This window comes from Herbiconiux sp. A18JL235 (assembly GCF_040939305.1).
Classification (GTDB): domain Bacteria; phylum Actinomycetota; class Actinomycetes; order Actinomycetales; family Microbacteriaceae; genus Herbiconiux.
The window spans coordinates 3,476,535-3,491,171 of record NZ_CP162511.1; the positions used below are offsets into that span (position 1 = coordinate 3,476,535).

The 14,637-nt window shown below is 69.3% G+C and carries 13 protein-coding genes; 8 read left to right on the forward strand and 5 right to left on the reverse strand.

Annotation, left to right across the window (positions count from 1 at the left end):
• Window positions 1-58: 58 nt before the first annotated feature.
• Window positions 59-1,177 (reverse strand): GuaB3 family IMP dehydrogenase-related protein, encoded by a 1,119-nt coding sequence (locus tag ABFY20_RS16265; RefSeq protein ID WP_368497274.1) that lies wholly within the window; start codon window positions 1,175-1,177, stop codon window positions 59-61.
• Window positions 1,178-1,235: 58 nt separating this feature from the next.
• Here ABFY20_RS16265 and ABFY20_RS16270 point away from each other — a divergent pair, with 58 nt between their 5' ends.
• The 3 genes from ABFY20_RS16270 to ABFY20_RS16280 all read left to right on the forward strand — a co-directional run bounded on the left by ABFY20_RS16270 (window position 1,236) and on the right by ABFY20_RS16280 (window position 5,047).
• The gene (locus tag ABFY20_RS16270; RefSeq protein WP_368497275.1) at window positions 1,236-2,465 is read left to right on the forward strand and encodes an alpha/beta hydrolase family protein; all 1,230 of its coding nucleotides are present in this window, start codon (window positions 1,236-1,238) and stop codon (window positions 2,463-2,465) included.
• Window positions 2,466-2,557: 92 nt separating this feature from the next.
• On the forward strand, window positions 2,558-2,923 hold the full coding sequence (locus tag ABFY20_RS16275) for a hypothetical protein (protein WP_368497276.1): 366 nt from the start codon (window positions 2,558-2,560) through the stop codon (window positions 2,921-2,923).
• A 132-nt stretch (window positions 2,924-3,055) separates the two neighbouring features.
• Window positions 3,056-5,047, forward strand: coding sequence for a hypothetical protein (locus ABFY20_RS16280; protein WP_368497277.1), 1,992 nt, complete (start codon window positions 3,056-3,058; stop codon window positions 5,045-5,047).
• 98 nt (window positions 5,048-5,145) lie between these two features.
• Here ABFY20_RS16280 and guaB read toward each other — a convergent pair whose 3' ends face one another.
• Window positions 5,146-6,648 (reverse strand): IMP dehydrogenase, encoded by a 1,503-nt coding sequence (guaB, locus tag ABFY20_RS16285; RefSeq protein WP_368497278.1) that lies wholly within the window; start codon window positions 6,646-6,648, stop codon window positions 5,146-5,148.
• 204 nt (window positions 6,649-6,852) lie between these two features.
• Between guaB and ABFY20_RS16290 the strand changes: the two genes are divergently transcribed.
• Genes ABFY20_RS16290 through ABFY20_RS16310 form a run of 5 tightly spaced genes read left to right on the forward strand, consistent with a single transcriptional unit; the run spans window position 6,853 to window position 11,654 of the window.
• Window positions 6,853-8,205, forward strand: coding sequence for a branched-chain amino acid ABC transporter permease (locus tag ABFY20_RS16290; protein WP_368497279.1), 1,353 nt, complete (start codon window positions 6,853-6,855; stop codon window positions 8,203-8,205).
• 14 nt (window positions 8,206-8,219) lie between these two features.
• A complete protein-coding gene (locus tag ABFY20_RS16295; RefSeq protein ID WP_171703662.1) occupies window positions 8,220-9,197 on the forward strand; it encodes a branched-chain amino acid ABC transporter permease in 978 nt (325 codons plus the stop codon).
• 22 nt (window positions 9,198-9,219) lie between these two features.
• Window positions 9,220-10,197 (forward strand): ABC transporter ATP-binding protein, encoded by a 978-nt coding sequence (locus tag ABFY20_RS16300; protein WP_368499809.1) that lies wholly within the window; start codon window positions 9,220-9,222, stop codon window positions 10,195-10,197.
• A complete protein-coding gene (locus ABFY20_RS16305) occupies window positions 10,194-11,018 on the forward strand; it encodes an ABC transporter ATP-binding protein (protein WP_368497280.1) in 825 nt (274 codons plus the stop codon). Before ABFY20_RS16300 ends, ABFY20_RS16305 begins: the two co-directional genes overlap by 4 nt.
• A 51-nt stretch (window positions 11,019-11,069) precedes the next feature.
• Window positions 11,070-11,654 (forward strand): hypothetical protein, encoded by a 585-nt coding sequence (locus ABFY20_RS16310; protein WP_368497281.1) that lies wholly within the window; start codon window positions 11,070-11,072, stop codon window positions 11,652-11,654.
• Here the strand turns inward: ABFY20_RS16310 and ABFY20_RS16315 are convergent.
• From ABFY20_RS16315 to ABFY20_RS16325, 3 genes are all read right to left on the reverse strand, one after another.
• Window positions 11,623-12,255, reverse strand: a complete 633-nt coding sequence (locus tag ABFY20_RS16315; RefSeq protein WP_368497282.1) for a GyrI-like domain-containing protein — start codon at window positions 12,253-12,255, stop codon at window positions 11,623-11,625. The two genes, ABFY20_RS16310 and ABFY20_RS16315, sit on opposite strands and share 32 nt — an antisense overlap.
• Before the next feature lie 71 nt (window positions 12,256-12,326).
• Complete coding sequence (locus ABFY20_RS16320) at window positions 12,327-13,685, reverse strand: ABC transporter substrate-binding protein (RefSeq protein WP_368497283.1); 1,359 nt, start codon at window positions 13,683-13,685, stop codon at window positions 12,327-12,329.
• A gap of 150 nt (window positions 13,686-13,835) precedes the next feature.
• The gene (locus tag ABFY20_RS16325) at window positions 13,836-14,621 is read right to left on the reverse strand and encodes an ABC transporter substrate-binding protein (protein ID WP_368497284.1); all 786 of its coding nucleotides are present in this window, start codon (window positions 14,619-14,621) and stop codon (window positions 13,836-13,838) included.
• Window positions 14,622-14,637 lie beyond the last annotated feature (16 nt).

Here is a 14,637-nt window from a genome sequence, read left to right on the forward strand (position 1 = left end):
TCCTTCGACGCAGAGCAGCCAGGAGCTGGCTCCTTCTGCACACCACGGTAGTAGGAGGTCAGTCGAGTCGGTAGGGGGCGACCACCACTTCGACCCGCTGGAACTCCTTGAGGTCGGAGTAGCCCGTCGTCGCCATCGATCGGCGCAGGGCCCCGATGAGGTTGGCCGTGCCGTCGGCCACGGGCGAGGGGCCGTAGAGGATCTGCTCGAGCGGCGCCACGCTTCCCACGTGCACCCGGTTGCCGCGCGGCAGCTGCGAGTGGTGGGCCTCGGGGCCCCAGTGCCAACCGCCACCCGGAGCATCCGTCGCCCGTGCCAGGGCCGTGCCGAGCATGACGGCGTCGGCGCCGACCGAGATCGCCTTCACGATGTCGCCGGAGGTGCCGAGGCCCCCGTCGGCGATGACGTGCACGTAGCGGCCACCCGACTCGTCCATGTAGTCGCGGCGGGCGCCGGCGACGTCGGCCACCGCGGTGGCCATCGGGGCGTGGATGCCGAGGGTGGCTCGCGTGGTCGATGCCGCGCCGCCACCGAAGCCCACGAGCACGCCCGCGGCGCCGGTGCGCATGAGGTGCAGGGCCGCGGTGTAGGTGGCAGCGCCGCCGACGATGACGGGCACGTCGAGTTCGTAGATGAACTTCTTGAGGTTCAGCGGCTCGACGTTCTTCGACACGTGCTCGGCCGACACGGTGGTGCCGCGGATGACGAACAGGTCGACGCCGGCGGCGACCACGGTCTCGTAGAGCTCCTGCGTGTTCTGCGGCGAGAGCGCGCCGGCGACGGTGACACCGGATGCGCGGATCTCGGCGAGCCGCGCGGTGACCAGCTCGGGCTTGATGGGCTCGGAGTAGATCTGCTGCATCCGCTCGGTGGCACGCCCCTCGGGCAGCTCGCGGATCTCGGCGAGGAGCGGCTCGGGGTCGTCGTACCTCGTCCAGACGCCCTCGAGGTCGAGCACGCCCACGCCGCCGAGCTGGCCGATCATGATGGCGGTCTGCGGCGAGACGACGGAGTCCATCGGGGCGCCGAGCACCGGGATGTCGAAGTGGTAGGCGTCGATGCCCCAGCTCACCGAGACGTCTTGCGGATCGCGCGTGCGGCGGGAGGGCACGATCGCGATGTCGTCGAAGGAGTAGACGCGGCGCCCCCGCTTGGCACGGCCGATTTCAATTTCCATCACGCCTCATCCTATCGGGGCCTCGCTCCGGGGCACCGGCCGCCGTTACGCTGACGCCATGAGCGGATTCGCCGTCAAAGACGACCTGCTGGATGCGCAGACGCTGCGCGCCGCCTCCACCGCATCGTTCGGCGGCGCCGAGGTATTCGAGACCGTCGCCATCGCCAGACGGGTGAAGGGCACCGACTTCGACAGCTGGCACGCGGAGTGGAACGGCGCGGCCGAGGCCGCCTACGCGGTCGGGGTGACCGCCGAGTCGCGGGGCGAGCGCGAGACGGCGCGGCTGGCCTTCCTGCGCGCCACAACGTATTTCCGCACGGCCGGTTCGGTGTTCCTCGCCCGGCCCGTCGACCCGCGCCTGCCGGCGAGCATCGCGCGGCAGCGGGAAGCGTTCCGGCGCGCGATCACGCATTTCGACATCCCCGTCGAGGTCGTGTCGATCCCGTACGAGGGCACCACGCTGCCGGGCTACTTCTTCAGCGCGGTGGCATCGGATGCTCCGGATGCACGGGCGAGGCGGGCGACGGTCGTGCTCATCGACGGCTATGACGGCACCACAGAGGAGCTCTACTTCTGGAACGCGCGGGCCGCTCTCGACCGCGGCTACAACGTGCTCGCCTTCGACGGGCCCGGGCAGGGTTCGGTGCTGGTGGAGCAGGGGCTTCCCCTCCGGCCCGACTACGAGAACGTCGTTACCCCCGTCATCGACTGGCTGCTCGGGCGCGACGACGTCGACCCGGCCCGCGTCGCCCTCATCGGGCTGAGTCTCGGCGGCTACCTCGCGCCGCGGGCCGCGAGCGGCGAGCACCGGGTGGCGGCGTGCATCGCCGACTCCGGGGCGTTCGACCTCTTCGACACGGCGGTGGCGCGGGTTCCGAAGCCGGTGCGCGGGCAGATACCCGACGGCAACGATGCGGCCCGATCCCTCGTCGAGGCGATGGTGGATCGCCTCGAGAAGAGCCCGACAGGTGGCTGGGCGCTGCGCCGCAACCTCTATGCCCATGACGTGCCCGACGCGATGGAGTTCTTCCGCATCGCCCGCTCGTTCACCCTGAGGGGCTACGCCGAGCGGATCACCTGCCCCACCTTGGTGGTGCACGCCGAGGGCGACGACATCGGCGCCTCGGCGCCCGAGCTCTACGATGCACTCACCTGCGAGAAGCAGATCCTGCTCTTCACCGCCGCCCAGTCCGCCGACCAGCACTGCGAGGTCGGTGCCCGCCACCTCTACCACGCCGCCGCGTTCTCCTGGCTCGACTCCCACCTCCACCCCACCCGCCTCGCCTGACCCCAGAGGCGTCCCGCGCCGAGCGTGCGCCGAGCGCGAGTGAGCACCGACTACTCATCCCTCCGGCCGGCATCCCCGCCGTAACCTCGAGCATGCTCACCTCCGATGCCCACATCTCCGCGCCCGCACCAACCCACCGACAGGCCTTCACCGCCGTGATCGCCGCGGTCGCCGCCCCCGTGCTCGCCACGGCCATCGCGCTCCTCGGGTTCGTCGTTCCGGCGGGCGATCCGCGTGCCTCGATCACCTTCGGCCCGGCCGCCCTGGTCATGCTGGCCGAGGTGTGCGCCATCGTGGCGCTCGTCACCATCAGCGTGCTCAGCGCCGTCCGAGCCCTGCGCTCGGGCCCGGGCTCGCGGGCACTGCCGATCGTGGCTCTCGGCATCGACGCGTTCACCCTCGCGCTGTGGTTCGCACCCCTGGTCACGGCCTTCGTCACGTCGGGGGTCGCCTCCTGAGCGCAGGGTTCTCGCACGCACAGGGGTCTGCCGAGCACCCGGCTCGCACCTCCCGGAGCGTGACTGCCCGACACTAGAATCGGGGCGGAGTGGGGGTGCGCGATGGCGGCTGCGGCGGGTTCGAGGAATCTGGTGGCACACGGCGCGGCCATGATGGCCGCACTGGCTGTCGTTGCAGCCGGGCTGACGGCGTGCACCACGGGCGACCAGGGCTCGGCGGTGACGCTCTCGGGCACCGTCATCCCGCTGGCGGCCGAGCCGCAGGCGAGCGCGTGGCGGGTCGTTGCCTATGAGTCGGGTGACGCCGATCGCGCTGTGCGCGAGCTGGGCTCGGCCGAGACCGGGGCCGAGGGGTCGTTCTCCATTCCGCTCGACGTCACCGAAGCATCCGGATTCCCTGACGACGCCGTCGTCTACGTCGTCGCGACTCCGCTCGGCGAAGCGAGGAAGGCAGTGCTCGCGAGCGTCATCGCCCACCCCCGCGAGTCTTCGGCGATCAGCACGCCCGGCCGCTCTGCAGCCTCGGCGGCGGGTTCGAGCACGCCCCACGGCCTAGCCGTGAACGAGCGCACCACGGTCGCCACCGGCTTCGCGATGGCGCAGTTCGTGGGCTCCGACGGCATCAGCGGGGTCGCGCCCGGCGTGGTCAACTCGGCGGGCATGGCCGGCAACCTCGTCGACCCGGCCACCGGCGAGCTCGCCGAGGTCATCTCGAGCAGCCCGAACGGATCCGAGACCTCGACCCTCCCCGCGTTCCAGTCGCTCGTGAGCATGCTCGCCGCGTGCGTCGCCGACGACGGCGCGTGCGCCGACCTGCTGATCGCCTCGACTCCCGAGGGCGGCGAGCGCCCCGGCGACACCCTGCAGGCCTTCGCCGAGATCGCGAAGCACCCGGGCTCCTCCGTCGTCGACCTGTTCGACCTCGCCCGGCGCGGGGCCCTCCCTTCGCAGCCCGGGCTGGCCACGGCTCCGGATGCGTGGACGCTCGCGCTCCGCTTCGACGGTGACGGCCAGTCGCTCGACGGCCCCGGCAACTTCGCCGTCGACGCCGACGGCAACATCTGGGTCAACAACAACTACGAGTACGGCTCCGACCCGAAGACAGCCGTGTGCGCGAGCGACGAGCTGTTCGAGTTCTCACCCACCGGGCAGTTCGTCGACGGCTCGCCCTATCAAGGCGGCGGGCTGAGCGGATCGGGCTTCGGCGTGGTGATCGACCCCGAGACCGGCGACGTGTGGGTGAGCAACTACGGCTTCGCCGCTCCCGCACCCGGCTGCCCCGACGACGAACAGCCCCCGCACAACAGCGTCTCGCTCTTCCGGGCCGACGGAACCCCTCTCACCGGCGACACCGGCATCACGGAGGGCGAGCTCAGCTGGCCGCAGGGCACGATCATTGACGACGAGGGCTCGCTGTGGTTCGCGAACTGCAACACGAGCACGCTCACCGTCTATCCTGACCGCGATCCCGACCAGGCGCGGGTGATCGGCGGGCTCGGTCTCGATCAGGCCTTCGGGCTCGTAGACAACGGCACGAACATCTTCGCCACCGGCACCGCCAGCAGCTCGGTCGCCGTGCTCGGCCGCGACGGCACCCCGGTCGCCGGCTCCCCTCTGACGGGCGCCGGCCTCGACCGCCCGATGGGCATCGCGAGCGACGCCGAGGGCAACGTGTGGATCGCGAACTCAGGCGCCATCACCCTCCCCTGCCCCGATCGACCGGAGGTCGGCCCGGCCGCCACGGGCTCGGTATCGTACATCGACGCCGCGACCGGCACCCTCACCGGCCCGTTCCAGGGCGGCGGAGTCACGACCCCGTGGGGCATCACGACCGACGGCGACGGCAACGTCTGGGTCGCGGAGTTCTCAGGCCGGCGGCTCGTCGCCTTCTGCGGTTTCGACCCCTCGACCTGTCCGCCGGGCAGCAAGACGGGCGACCCGCTCTCCCCCGACGACACCGGCTTCTCCTTCGACGGCCTGGAGCGCAGCACGGGCACCGTCGTCGACCCCTCGGGCAACGTCTGGGTCACGAACAACTGGCAACTCGACCCCGTCCAGACCAACCCGGGCGGCCACCACATCATCGCCTTCCTCGGCCTGGCCGCCCCCGTCGCCGGCACCTAGCGAGCACCGACGCCGTTCGAAATCGCACACCTCGCCGCTACCGACGCCATAGGCGCGCCGGTCACCGCGGGGTTTGCGATTCCGAACGCCCCCGCACCTCAGCGCCGGTAGTTCGGCGCCTCCACGACCATCTGCACGTCGTGCGGGTGCGACTCCTTCAGCCCCGCAGCGGTGATGCGCACGAAGCGCCCCTTCTGCTTCAGCTCAGGGATCGTGCGTGCACCGACGTAGAACATCGACTGCCGCAGGCCCCCGGCCAGCTGGTACGCCACGTTCGCGAGCGGGCCGCGGTAGGGCACCTGCCCCTCGATGCCTTCGGCGATGAGCTTGTCGTCGGTGGGCACGTCGCTCTGGAAGTAGCGGTCTTTCGAGTACGAGGTCTTCTCGCCGCGGGTCTGCAGCGCGCCGAGCGAGCCCATGCCGCGGTAGTTCTTGAACTGCTTGCCGTTCACGAACACGAGGTCGCCGGGGCTCTCGTCGCAGCCGGCGAGGAGGGATCCGAGCATGACGGTGTCGGCGCCGGCGACGAGCGCCTTCGCGATGTCGCCGGAGTACTGCAGTCCGCCGTCGGCGATGACGGGCACACCCGACTCGCGCGCAGCGAGGGAGGCCTCGTACACCGCGGTGACCTGGGGCACACCGACACCGGCGACGACGCGCGTGGTGCAGATCGACCCGGGGCCGACCCCGACCTTGATGGCGTCGGCTCCGGCGTCGACGAGGGCCTGGGCGCCCGAGCGGGTGGCCACGTTGCCGCCGATCACGTCGACCGCGGCGAACGCCGGGTCGGACTTCAGCCGCTTGATGATCTCGAGCACCCCGGCGCTGTCGCCGTTGGCGGTGTCGACGACGATGACGTCGACACCGGCTTCGAGCAGGTTGGTGGCCCGCTGCCACGCGTCGCCGAAGAAGCCGATGGCGGCACCGACGCGCAGGCGGCCCGCAGCATCCTTCGTGGCGTTCGGGTACTTCTCGCTCTTGTCGAAGTCCTTGACCGTGATGAGACCGGAGAGCCGGCCCGCGTCGTCGACGATGGGGAGCTTCTCGATCTTGTGCTGGGCGAAGATGGCCACCGCATCATCCGGGTCGACACCCACCCGAGCGGTGATGAGGGGCATCTTCGTCATGACGTCGCGCACGAGCGTCGTCGACTTCTCGAACGGGGAGACGAAGCGCATGTCGCGGTTCGTGACGATGCCGACGAGCACCCCGCTGCCGTCGACCACCGGGAGCCCGCTGACGCGGTAGATGCCGCAGAGCGCGTCGACCTCGGCGACCGTGGCCTCGGGCGTGGTGGTGACGGGGTCGGTGACCATCCCCGACTCGCTGCGCTTCACACGGTCGACCTGCTCGGCCTGGTCGGCGATGGAGAGGTTGCGATGCAGCACGCCGATGCCGCCCTGGCGGGCCATGGCCACGGCCATGCGCGACTCAGTGACGGTGTCCATCGCCGCGGAGAGAAGAGGAGTGGCGACCGTGATGTTCTTGGTCAGCCGGGAGGTCGTGTCGGCCTCGCTCGGGATCACGTCGGTGTGCCCCGGAAGGAGCATCACGTCGTCATAAGTCAGTCCGACAAAGCCGAACGGATCCGCCTGGTCCATCAATCTCCTCCACGCGCGCGCAACTGTTCCCATGGTAACGGTTAGCGACGGGCCACTATTCCGTGTAGAAATGACGGACGCCGATAGGTGGCCACCCGAAACACAGTGGACACAAATCGGCTGTATGGTCGGGCAAGGTCGCTCGACCGTAGACGCCGAAGGACCGCCACCACCCCCGGCGACCTTCCTCCAGGAGGTGCTGTCTTGATCACAGGAATCCGTCTCGGACCACGTGTCCGTCTCGCCACGCTGTTGCTGGCGGTGATAGCACTGACCCTCGGATTCGTCATCGGATCGGGTGCCCTCTCGGCGTCCGCGTCGACAGTCCCCGCGTCGACGGCCCCCGCACCGTCACCGACCCCCACGAGCGACTTCACCAACACGCTCACCATCAACGGCATCCTGCGCGACGGCGACAACGTCGTCGAGGGCGCCGAGGTGACCGTCGAGGGCGGCGGTTTCTCCGAGACCGCGACGAGCGACGACTCCGGCCGCTGGGCGGTCGTCGTGCCCGAGAAAGGCGAGTACACGGTCACCCTGAACGTCGACTCGCTCCCCGACGGCGTCGAGCTCCGCGACCCCGACCGCAGCTCGGCGACGGTGGGTGCCGACGAGTGGCAGACGAACACGATCACCCGCTCCTTCCCGCTCGGCGTCGACACCCGCACGACCACGGGCTTCTTCGAGCAGTTCCTGCAGCGACTCGCGGCCGGCCTCAACTTCGGCCTGCTCATCGCCCTCGCCGCCATCGGCATCACCCTCATCTTCGGCACCACCGGTCTCAACAACTTCGCCCACGGCGAGATGGTGACCTTCGGCGCCATCGTCGCCTGGGTCACGGCCGTGCTCCTCGGCGTCAACATCTTCATCGCGATGCTGGTGGCGCTCATCCTCGGCGGCGTCTTCGGCTACCTCAACGACTGGTTGCTCTGGAAACCCCTGAGGCGCAAGGGGGTGAAGCTCGTGCAGGCGATGATCGTGTCGATCGGCCTCGCCATCGCCCTGCGCTACCTCTACCTCTTCTTCATCGACGGCAAGACGAAGACCATGAACGTCGGGTTGTCGGATGCGGTGGTGCTCGGCCCCGTGCGCATCACGACGGGCTCGATCATCAGCATGGTCATCTCGGTCGTCGTGCTGGTGCTGGTCGGCCTCTTCCTCACCCGCACCCGCATCGGCAAGGCCACGAGGGCCGTCTCCGACAACCCCTCGCTCGCCGCCGCCTCCGGAATCGACGTCGATCGCATCATCCGCATCGTCTGGGTGCTGTCGGGCGCCCTCGCCGCCCTCGCCGGCGTCATGCTCGCGCTCTACCGCCAGGTGTCGTGGGACATGGGCTTCCAGGTGCTGCTGCTCATGTTCGCTGCCGTCACCCTCGGTGGTCTCGGCTCCGCCTACGGCGCCCTGGTGGGCTCCCTCGTGGTGGGTCTGTTCGTCGAACTCTCGACCCTCTTCATCCCGCCGGACTTGAAGTACGCCGCGGCGCTGGTGGTGCTCATCGTGGTGCTGCTCGTGCGCCCGCAGGGCATCCTCGGCCGTAAAGAACGAATCGGATAAGGAAGGAGAGACTCATGGACTGGGGAAACATCTTCGGCAACGCCGTCGGCGAGCTCATCAGCCCGACCACGGCTGCCTACGCCCTGGCGGCGATCGGCCTCGGCGTGCACTTCGGCTACACGGGCCTCCTGAACTTCGGTCAGGCCGCCTTCCTGCTCATCGGCGCCTACGGCTTCGCCATCCCGACGCTCGCGGGTGCGCCGCTCATCGTGGCGGTGCTCTGCGCCATCGTCTGCTCGGTGATCTTCGCGTTCATCCTGGGCATCCCGACCCTGAGGTTGAGGGCCGACTATCTGGCCATCGTCACCATCGCGAGCGCCGAGGTGGTGAGGTACATCGTCACCACGACGGGCCTGACCGACTTCACCGGTGCCGCCAACGGCCTCTCCGGCTTCAAGGGCACCTTCGCGGCGGTGAACCCCATCCCGCAGGGCACCTACGGCTTCGGCCCGTTCACCTACAACGAGTACGACTGGTGGGTGCGCATCGTCGGCTGGACGCTCGTGGTGCTCGCCAGCGTGCTCATCTGGCTGCTCATGCGGAGCCCCTGGGGCCGCGTGGTGAAGGGCATCCGTGAAGACGAGGATGCGGTGCGCAGCCTCGGCAAGAACGTCTACAGCTACAAGATGCAGGCCCTCGTCATCGGCGGCGTGCTCGGCTCGGTGGCGGGCATCATCTTCATCCTGCCGAGGGCGGTGCAGCCGGCGAACTACACCACCGGTCTCACCTTCTTCATCTGGACGATCATGCTGCTCGGCGGCGCGGCCACCATCTTCGGCCCGATCGTCGGAGCGATGATCTTCTGGGTCGTGCTCTCGCTCACCCAGGGCATCCTCTACGGCGCCATCGAGTCGGGGGCCCTCGGGTTCCTCTCCACCACCCAGGCCGGGCAGATCCGCTTCATCCTCGTCGGTGTGGCGCTGATGCTCCTGGTCATCTTCAGGCCGCAAGGCATCTTCGGTAACAAGAAGGAGCTGTCCTTCAGTGTCTAATCCAGCAGAGTCCACCGTCCCGGTGGCCGGCGTCACGCATCCGCTCGTCAAGGGCGAGGTCGGCCCGGGATGCGCGAAGGTCGACCCCATCGTCATCGCCGACAGCGTCACCCGTCAGTTCGGCGGCCTGAAGGCGGTCGACGTGAAGCACCTCGAGATTCCGCGCGGCAAGATCACCGCACTCATCGGCCCGAACGGCGCCGGCAAGACCACGATGTTCAACCTGCTCACGGGCTTCGACAAGCCGAACACCGGCACCTGGGAGTTCGACGGCATGTCGCTCGCTGGCGTGCCGGCGTTCAAGGTGGCGCGGGCGGGAATGGTGCGCACCTTCCAGCTCACGAAGTCGCTCGGGCGCCTCTCGGTGCTGCAGAACATGCTGCTCGGCGCCACGGGTCAGAAGGGCGAGAAGCTGTTCGCCTCGCTGTTCAAGGGCCTGTGGAGGAAGCAGGAGGAGGAGAACACGGCCAAGGCCGACGAGCTCCTCGCGCGGTTCAAGCTCGACGCCAAGCGGGAGGACTACGCGGCCTCGCTCTCGGGCGGTCAGCGCAAGCTGCTCGAGATGGCACGCGCGCTGATGTCGAACCCGCAGCTCATCATGCTCGACGAGCCGATGGCGGGAGTGAACCCGGCGCTCACGCAATCGCTGCTCGGGCACATCAAGAACCTGAAAGACGACGGCACCTCGGTGCTGTTCGTCGAGCACGACATGCACATGGTCATGCACATCTCCGACTGGGTGGTCGTGATGGCCGAGGGCCGCGTGGTGGCCGAGGGTCCGCCCGAGACCGTCATGAAAGACCCCGCGGTGATCGACGCCTACCTCGGCGCGCACCACGACACCGACCTCGGCGACCTCATGGAGGACGGCCCGAACCCGGTGCTCGAGGCCGAGCGCAAGGCGCACGAGGCGCATCCCGAGACCGCCGAGGCCGGAGGCTACGGCGACTCCGGCTCGACGCCGCCCGGGCAGCCCCAGTCGGAGGAGAAGAACCGATGAGCGACATCAACCCGAACGAGGTCAACGACGAGACCGAGCTGCTCGCGCAGGAGCCGTCCCGGGGCCACACCCTCGCTCCCACCGACCGCGGCGAGGCGGTGCTGAAGACCGAGAACCTGGTGGGCGGGTACCTTCCCGGCGTGAACATCCTGAACGGATGCACGATCGAGGCGTTCCCCGGTGAGCTCATCGGCATCATCGGGCCGAACGGCGCCGGCAAGTCGACGGTGCTGAAGGCGATCTTCGGCCAGATCAAGATCCGCGGCGGCCGGGTGGTGCTGAAGGGCGAGGACATCACGGGCCTCAAAGCGAACAAGCTGGTGGCCAAGGGCGTCGGCATGGTGCCGCAGAACAACAACGTCTTCCCGAGCCTCACCATCGAGGAGAACCTCGAGATGGGGCTGTTCCAGAAGCCGTCGATCTTCGCCGAACGCTTCGACTTCGTCACCGCGCTCTTCCCCGAGCTCGGCAAGCGTCGCAAGCAGCGCGCCGGCTCGCTCTCGGGCGGTGAGCGCCAGATGGTGGCGATGGGCCGCGCGCTCATGATGGAACCCTCGGTTCTGCTGCTCGACGAGCCCTCCGCGGGCCTGTCGCCCGTGCGGCAGGACGAGACCTTCATGCGCGTGCACCAGATCAACCGCGCCGGGGTCTCGGTGATCATGGTCGAGCAGAACGCCCGGCGCTGCCTGCAGATCTGCGATCGCGCCTACGTGCTCGACCAGGGCCGCGATGCCTACACCGGCACCGGCCGCGAGCTCATGAAAGACCCGAAGGTCATCGAGCTCTACCTCGGCACCCTCGCCGCCGACCAGGGGCACTGACACCCGGGACAGCCCTCGCGCGATCGAGCATGAGATGAGATAATCTCACTCATGCTCGATCTGCGCCCTCTCGCCTGCCAGCCCACCCGTGCCGAGCTCCGGGAGCACCGACGCGACCGTGAAGGGCTCCACCCCCGGGTTCGGGTGCGGCCCTGCTTCGGCGGGGTGAGCTACACCGCGCTGATGGTGCTGTTCGCCGCCGTCACCCTCGGCCTCCGAGCCTGGGGCGCCCCGACGCGTCTCGTGGTGGTGGGCGTGGCGCTGTCGGCGGGCTCCGCCATCGCTGCGGCACTGTGTGCGAGAGGCACGCGACTGCGCACCTTCGTGCGGGAGTACCGGCTCGCCGCGGTCGCCGCGAGCAACGGTCTCCGCTATGAGCGCGGGGCGGCGGCGCCGAGCGTTCCGGGTCTGCGCTACTCCGACAGCCCGGGCAGGGCGCTCCGCCGGTTCCGCGGCGAGATCGGCGGCGTCGCGGTCGAGGTCGGCAACTACCGGCGCGCCGACGGGCGGGTGTCGGGCTACACGCTCATCGACGGCGAGGCTTCGGTAGTCGAACCCTTTGACTTCACCACGGTCGACGACTGGCTGCGGGTCTCCGACGCGGTCACTCCACGGGCTGACGCAGGATCGTCCTGAGCTTGTCCGGTGCCGTGCGCCGGCGATCGCTGAGGTAGATCTCGTGATGGCGGCCGCGCATCCGCAGCCCCTCCCCCGGGATGAACTCGTCGTGCAGACGCGCCAGGAGGGGCGCCTCGTCGTCGTAGGAGCCCACGTGGAGCGTCTGCACGACCCGTCCCTCCGCCAGGGTCTCGAGGCGCACTCCCGCGAGCGCTGCGGGCGCCTCGGCGCCGGCTGAGGCCACGGAAGCGACTGCCGCGGCGAAGGCGTCGTCGGTGGTCCAATCGGGAACCATGATCATGAGCGTCCAGCTCCAGCGCGACTTGTCGCGGGCCGAGGTGAAGCTCGCCATGTCGTCGGCCCACCAGAGCCCCTCGAGCGGCATGACGACGTAGTCGCGGCCGAGCTCCCGCTTGCTGGCGAACTTGAGGCGGTAGGCGAGCGGGTAGAGCGCCTCGACCCCGCGGGTGAAGTCGTCGGAGGTGTTGGGGTCTCCGGCGCCGTCGATCATGAGATATCTGAGCGGTGGCACCTCGATCACCCTGAACCGCCCGCGCTCCGCCCGGTAGCAGTCGAGGGTCTTCTTGAAGTCGGTCTTGGCGGGTGCACTCTCGGCCACACCCGCAGGGTACAGCAGAAGGCCCGGCCCCCGAGGGGACCGGGCCTTCTGATTCGACCGCCGGCCGAGTGTCAGCCCGCGAGCGAGCCGAACTCCACGTTCAGCGGAGCGTAGGTGTTGTCCTGACCGTACTGGTAGATGCCGATGTAGGCCTCGGTCGGGTCACCGTTCTCGTCGAAGGTGATGGGGCCCGAGACACCGTCGTAGTCGATGTCTTCACCGGCGGCGAGCAGGTCGGCGCACTCGGCGAAGGAGGTGCACTTGGTGCCGCCCTCCGAGACCGCCTGCATGTTGGCCTGGATGACCGGGCCGGTGGCCGAACCACCCGCGACGGCGGCGAGCGCCATCAGGTTCACCGCGTCGTACGACTCGGCGCCGTAGCTGAAGTCGGTGAGGTCGGGGTTGATGCCGAGCAGCTTCGCCTTGAAGCTGTCGTCGGCGAGCACGCCGGGCAGCGTGCCCTTGGCGCAGTTCAGCGTTCCCTCGTCGAAGTCGGCCGAGTAGTCGGCCAGGTTGCCGTCGACGAAGTAGACCTTGCTGCCGTCGAAGCCCTTGGTGCCGACGAGCTCGGGGATGATGACCTTCGTCTGGTCGAAGGCGATCACCGCGATGGCGTCGGGGTCTTCGGCGAGCACGGCGTCGATCTGCGAGCTGAACTGGCTGTCGCCCTCGTTGAAGGCCTCCGAGGCGACGACGGTGCCGCCGGCGTTCTCGATCGCCGTCTGCACGTTGCTCTCGAGGCCGGAGCCGTACGCGTCGTTCAGGTAGATGATGCCCACGTTGGTGGCGCCGTCGTTGACCATCAGGTTGCCGAGCACACGGCCCTGCAGCACGTCGGAGGGAGCGGTACGGAAGTAGTAGCCGCCATCGGCGTAGGTCGAGAAGTCGGGCGAGGTGTTGGCGGGCGACACCTGCACGACCTGGGCGCCGGTGACCTGGTCGATGAAGGTGAACGACACACCCGACGACGCGGCGCCCACGATGCCCGCGACGCCCTGGCTGAGCAGGTCGGTCGCCGACTGGGTGGCGATGTCGGTGGTGGTGTCGCCGGAGTCGCGGTGGATGACCTCGACGTTGCCGCCGAGCACGCCGGGTGCCGAGGCGTTGATCTCGGCGACTGCCAGGTCGACACCCGCGATCTCGGGCGGGCCGAGGAAGGCGAGGCTACCGGTGGTGGGGAGGATCGAGCCGATCTTCAGGCTCACCGCGCGTGACTGCGCGGCCTCGGGAGTGGCGGGCGTGACGTCGGCTGCTGCGGTCGCCGCGTCGGGACCGCACAGGGCGGCCGCTGCCGTCTCCCCACCGTCGGTGCTGGGGCTTGACGATGCACAGGAAGCCAGCAGCAGTGCGGTGGCACTGAACGCGGCGACTCCCGCAGCGATCGACAGGGGCTTCGAGCGCGAGGTGGTGACCTTCGCGAATACGCTCATGGTGCTCCTTCAGAGAAGTGAATGCAGTTTTCTCGGCAGACTCGAAGAATCGACCGTGGGTTCACGTTATGCGGCATTCGGCGCTCGAACAATACGTCGGTGTTACATGCATGTAACGCGACCGAATCGTTACCTTCCGGTGACCTGCTGTCACCCGCCGGCCCCGAGCGACACCGGCGCCGTGGCGGGAAGTGTGCCGAGCGCGCCGGTGTAGCGCACGCTGAGGCGTGAGCGGAGCGCGTCGGAGCAGGCTCCGAAGCTCGCGCAGGTGGTCTCCCCCGCGGCGACCTCGGGGAGGAAACGGGCGATCGACACGGCCCCGTCGTCGCCCGAGGCCAGCGCCGCGAGCGCGATGAGCATCACCGCGTCATAACCCTCAAGCCCCGAGGCGGTCGAGACGAGGCCGGGGTCGGAACCGCGGAGGCGCTCCTCGAACTCCGCGTCGCCGATCTCGGTGCCCGGATGAAGACCGAGCACCGCGACACCCGCGGCACTCCCCTCGTCTCCGGCAGCCGCGAGCGCGTCGTCGCTCAGCGCGCCGACGACGACGTCGGCTCCCCGGGCGGCGAGACCGGCGAGTGCGCCGGGGGCCGCGGTGTCGGCGTGGATGATGACGATGCGGGTTCCGGGCACACCACCGGCGGAGTGGATGTCGCGCGCCGCGAGCTCCATGCCGGCGAGCGCCGCGGCACCCACCGGGGCGTCGGCCCCCGTGAGCGGCACCAGCGCGCCGATCGTGAGCACCCCGTCGCCGGTGGGGATGGGCTGCCCCATGGTGGCGACGGGTGCGGGGGTCGTCTCGTCCTCGACCGCCCCGGCGTCGCCCACGCATCCGGCGAGCATGAGCGCCAGGAGCGCGACGGCGGCCGAGGCGAGCGTCGTCGCGCTGCCGTCGGCTGGTCGGCGGCTCCGCCGGATCAGGGCTTCTCGGGTCATGCTCGAATCAGCCTAA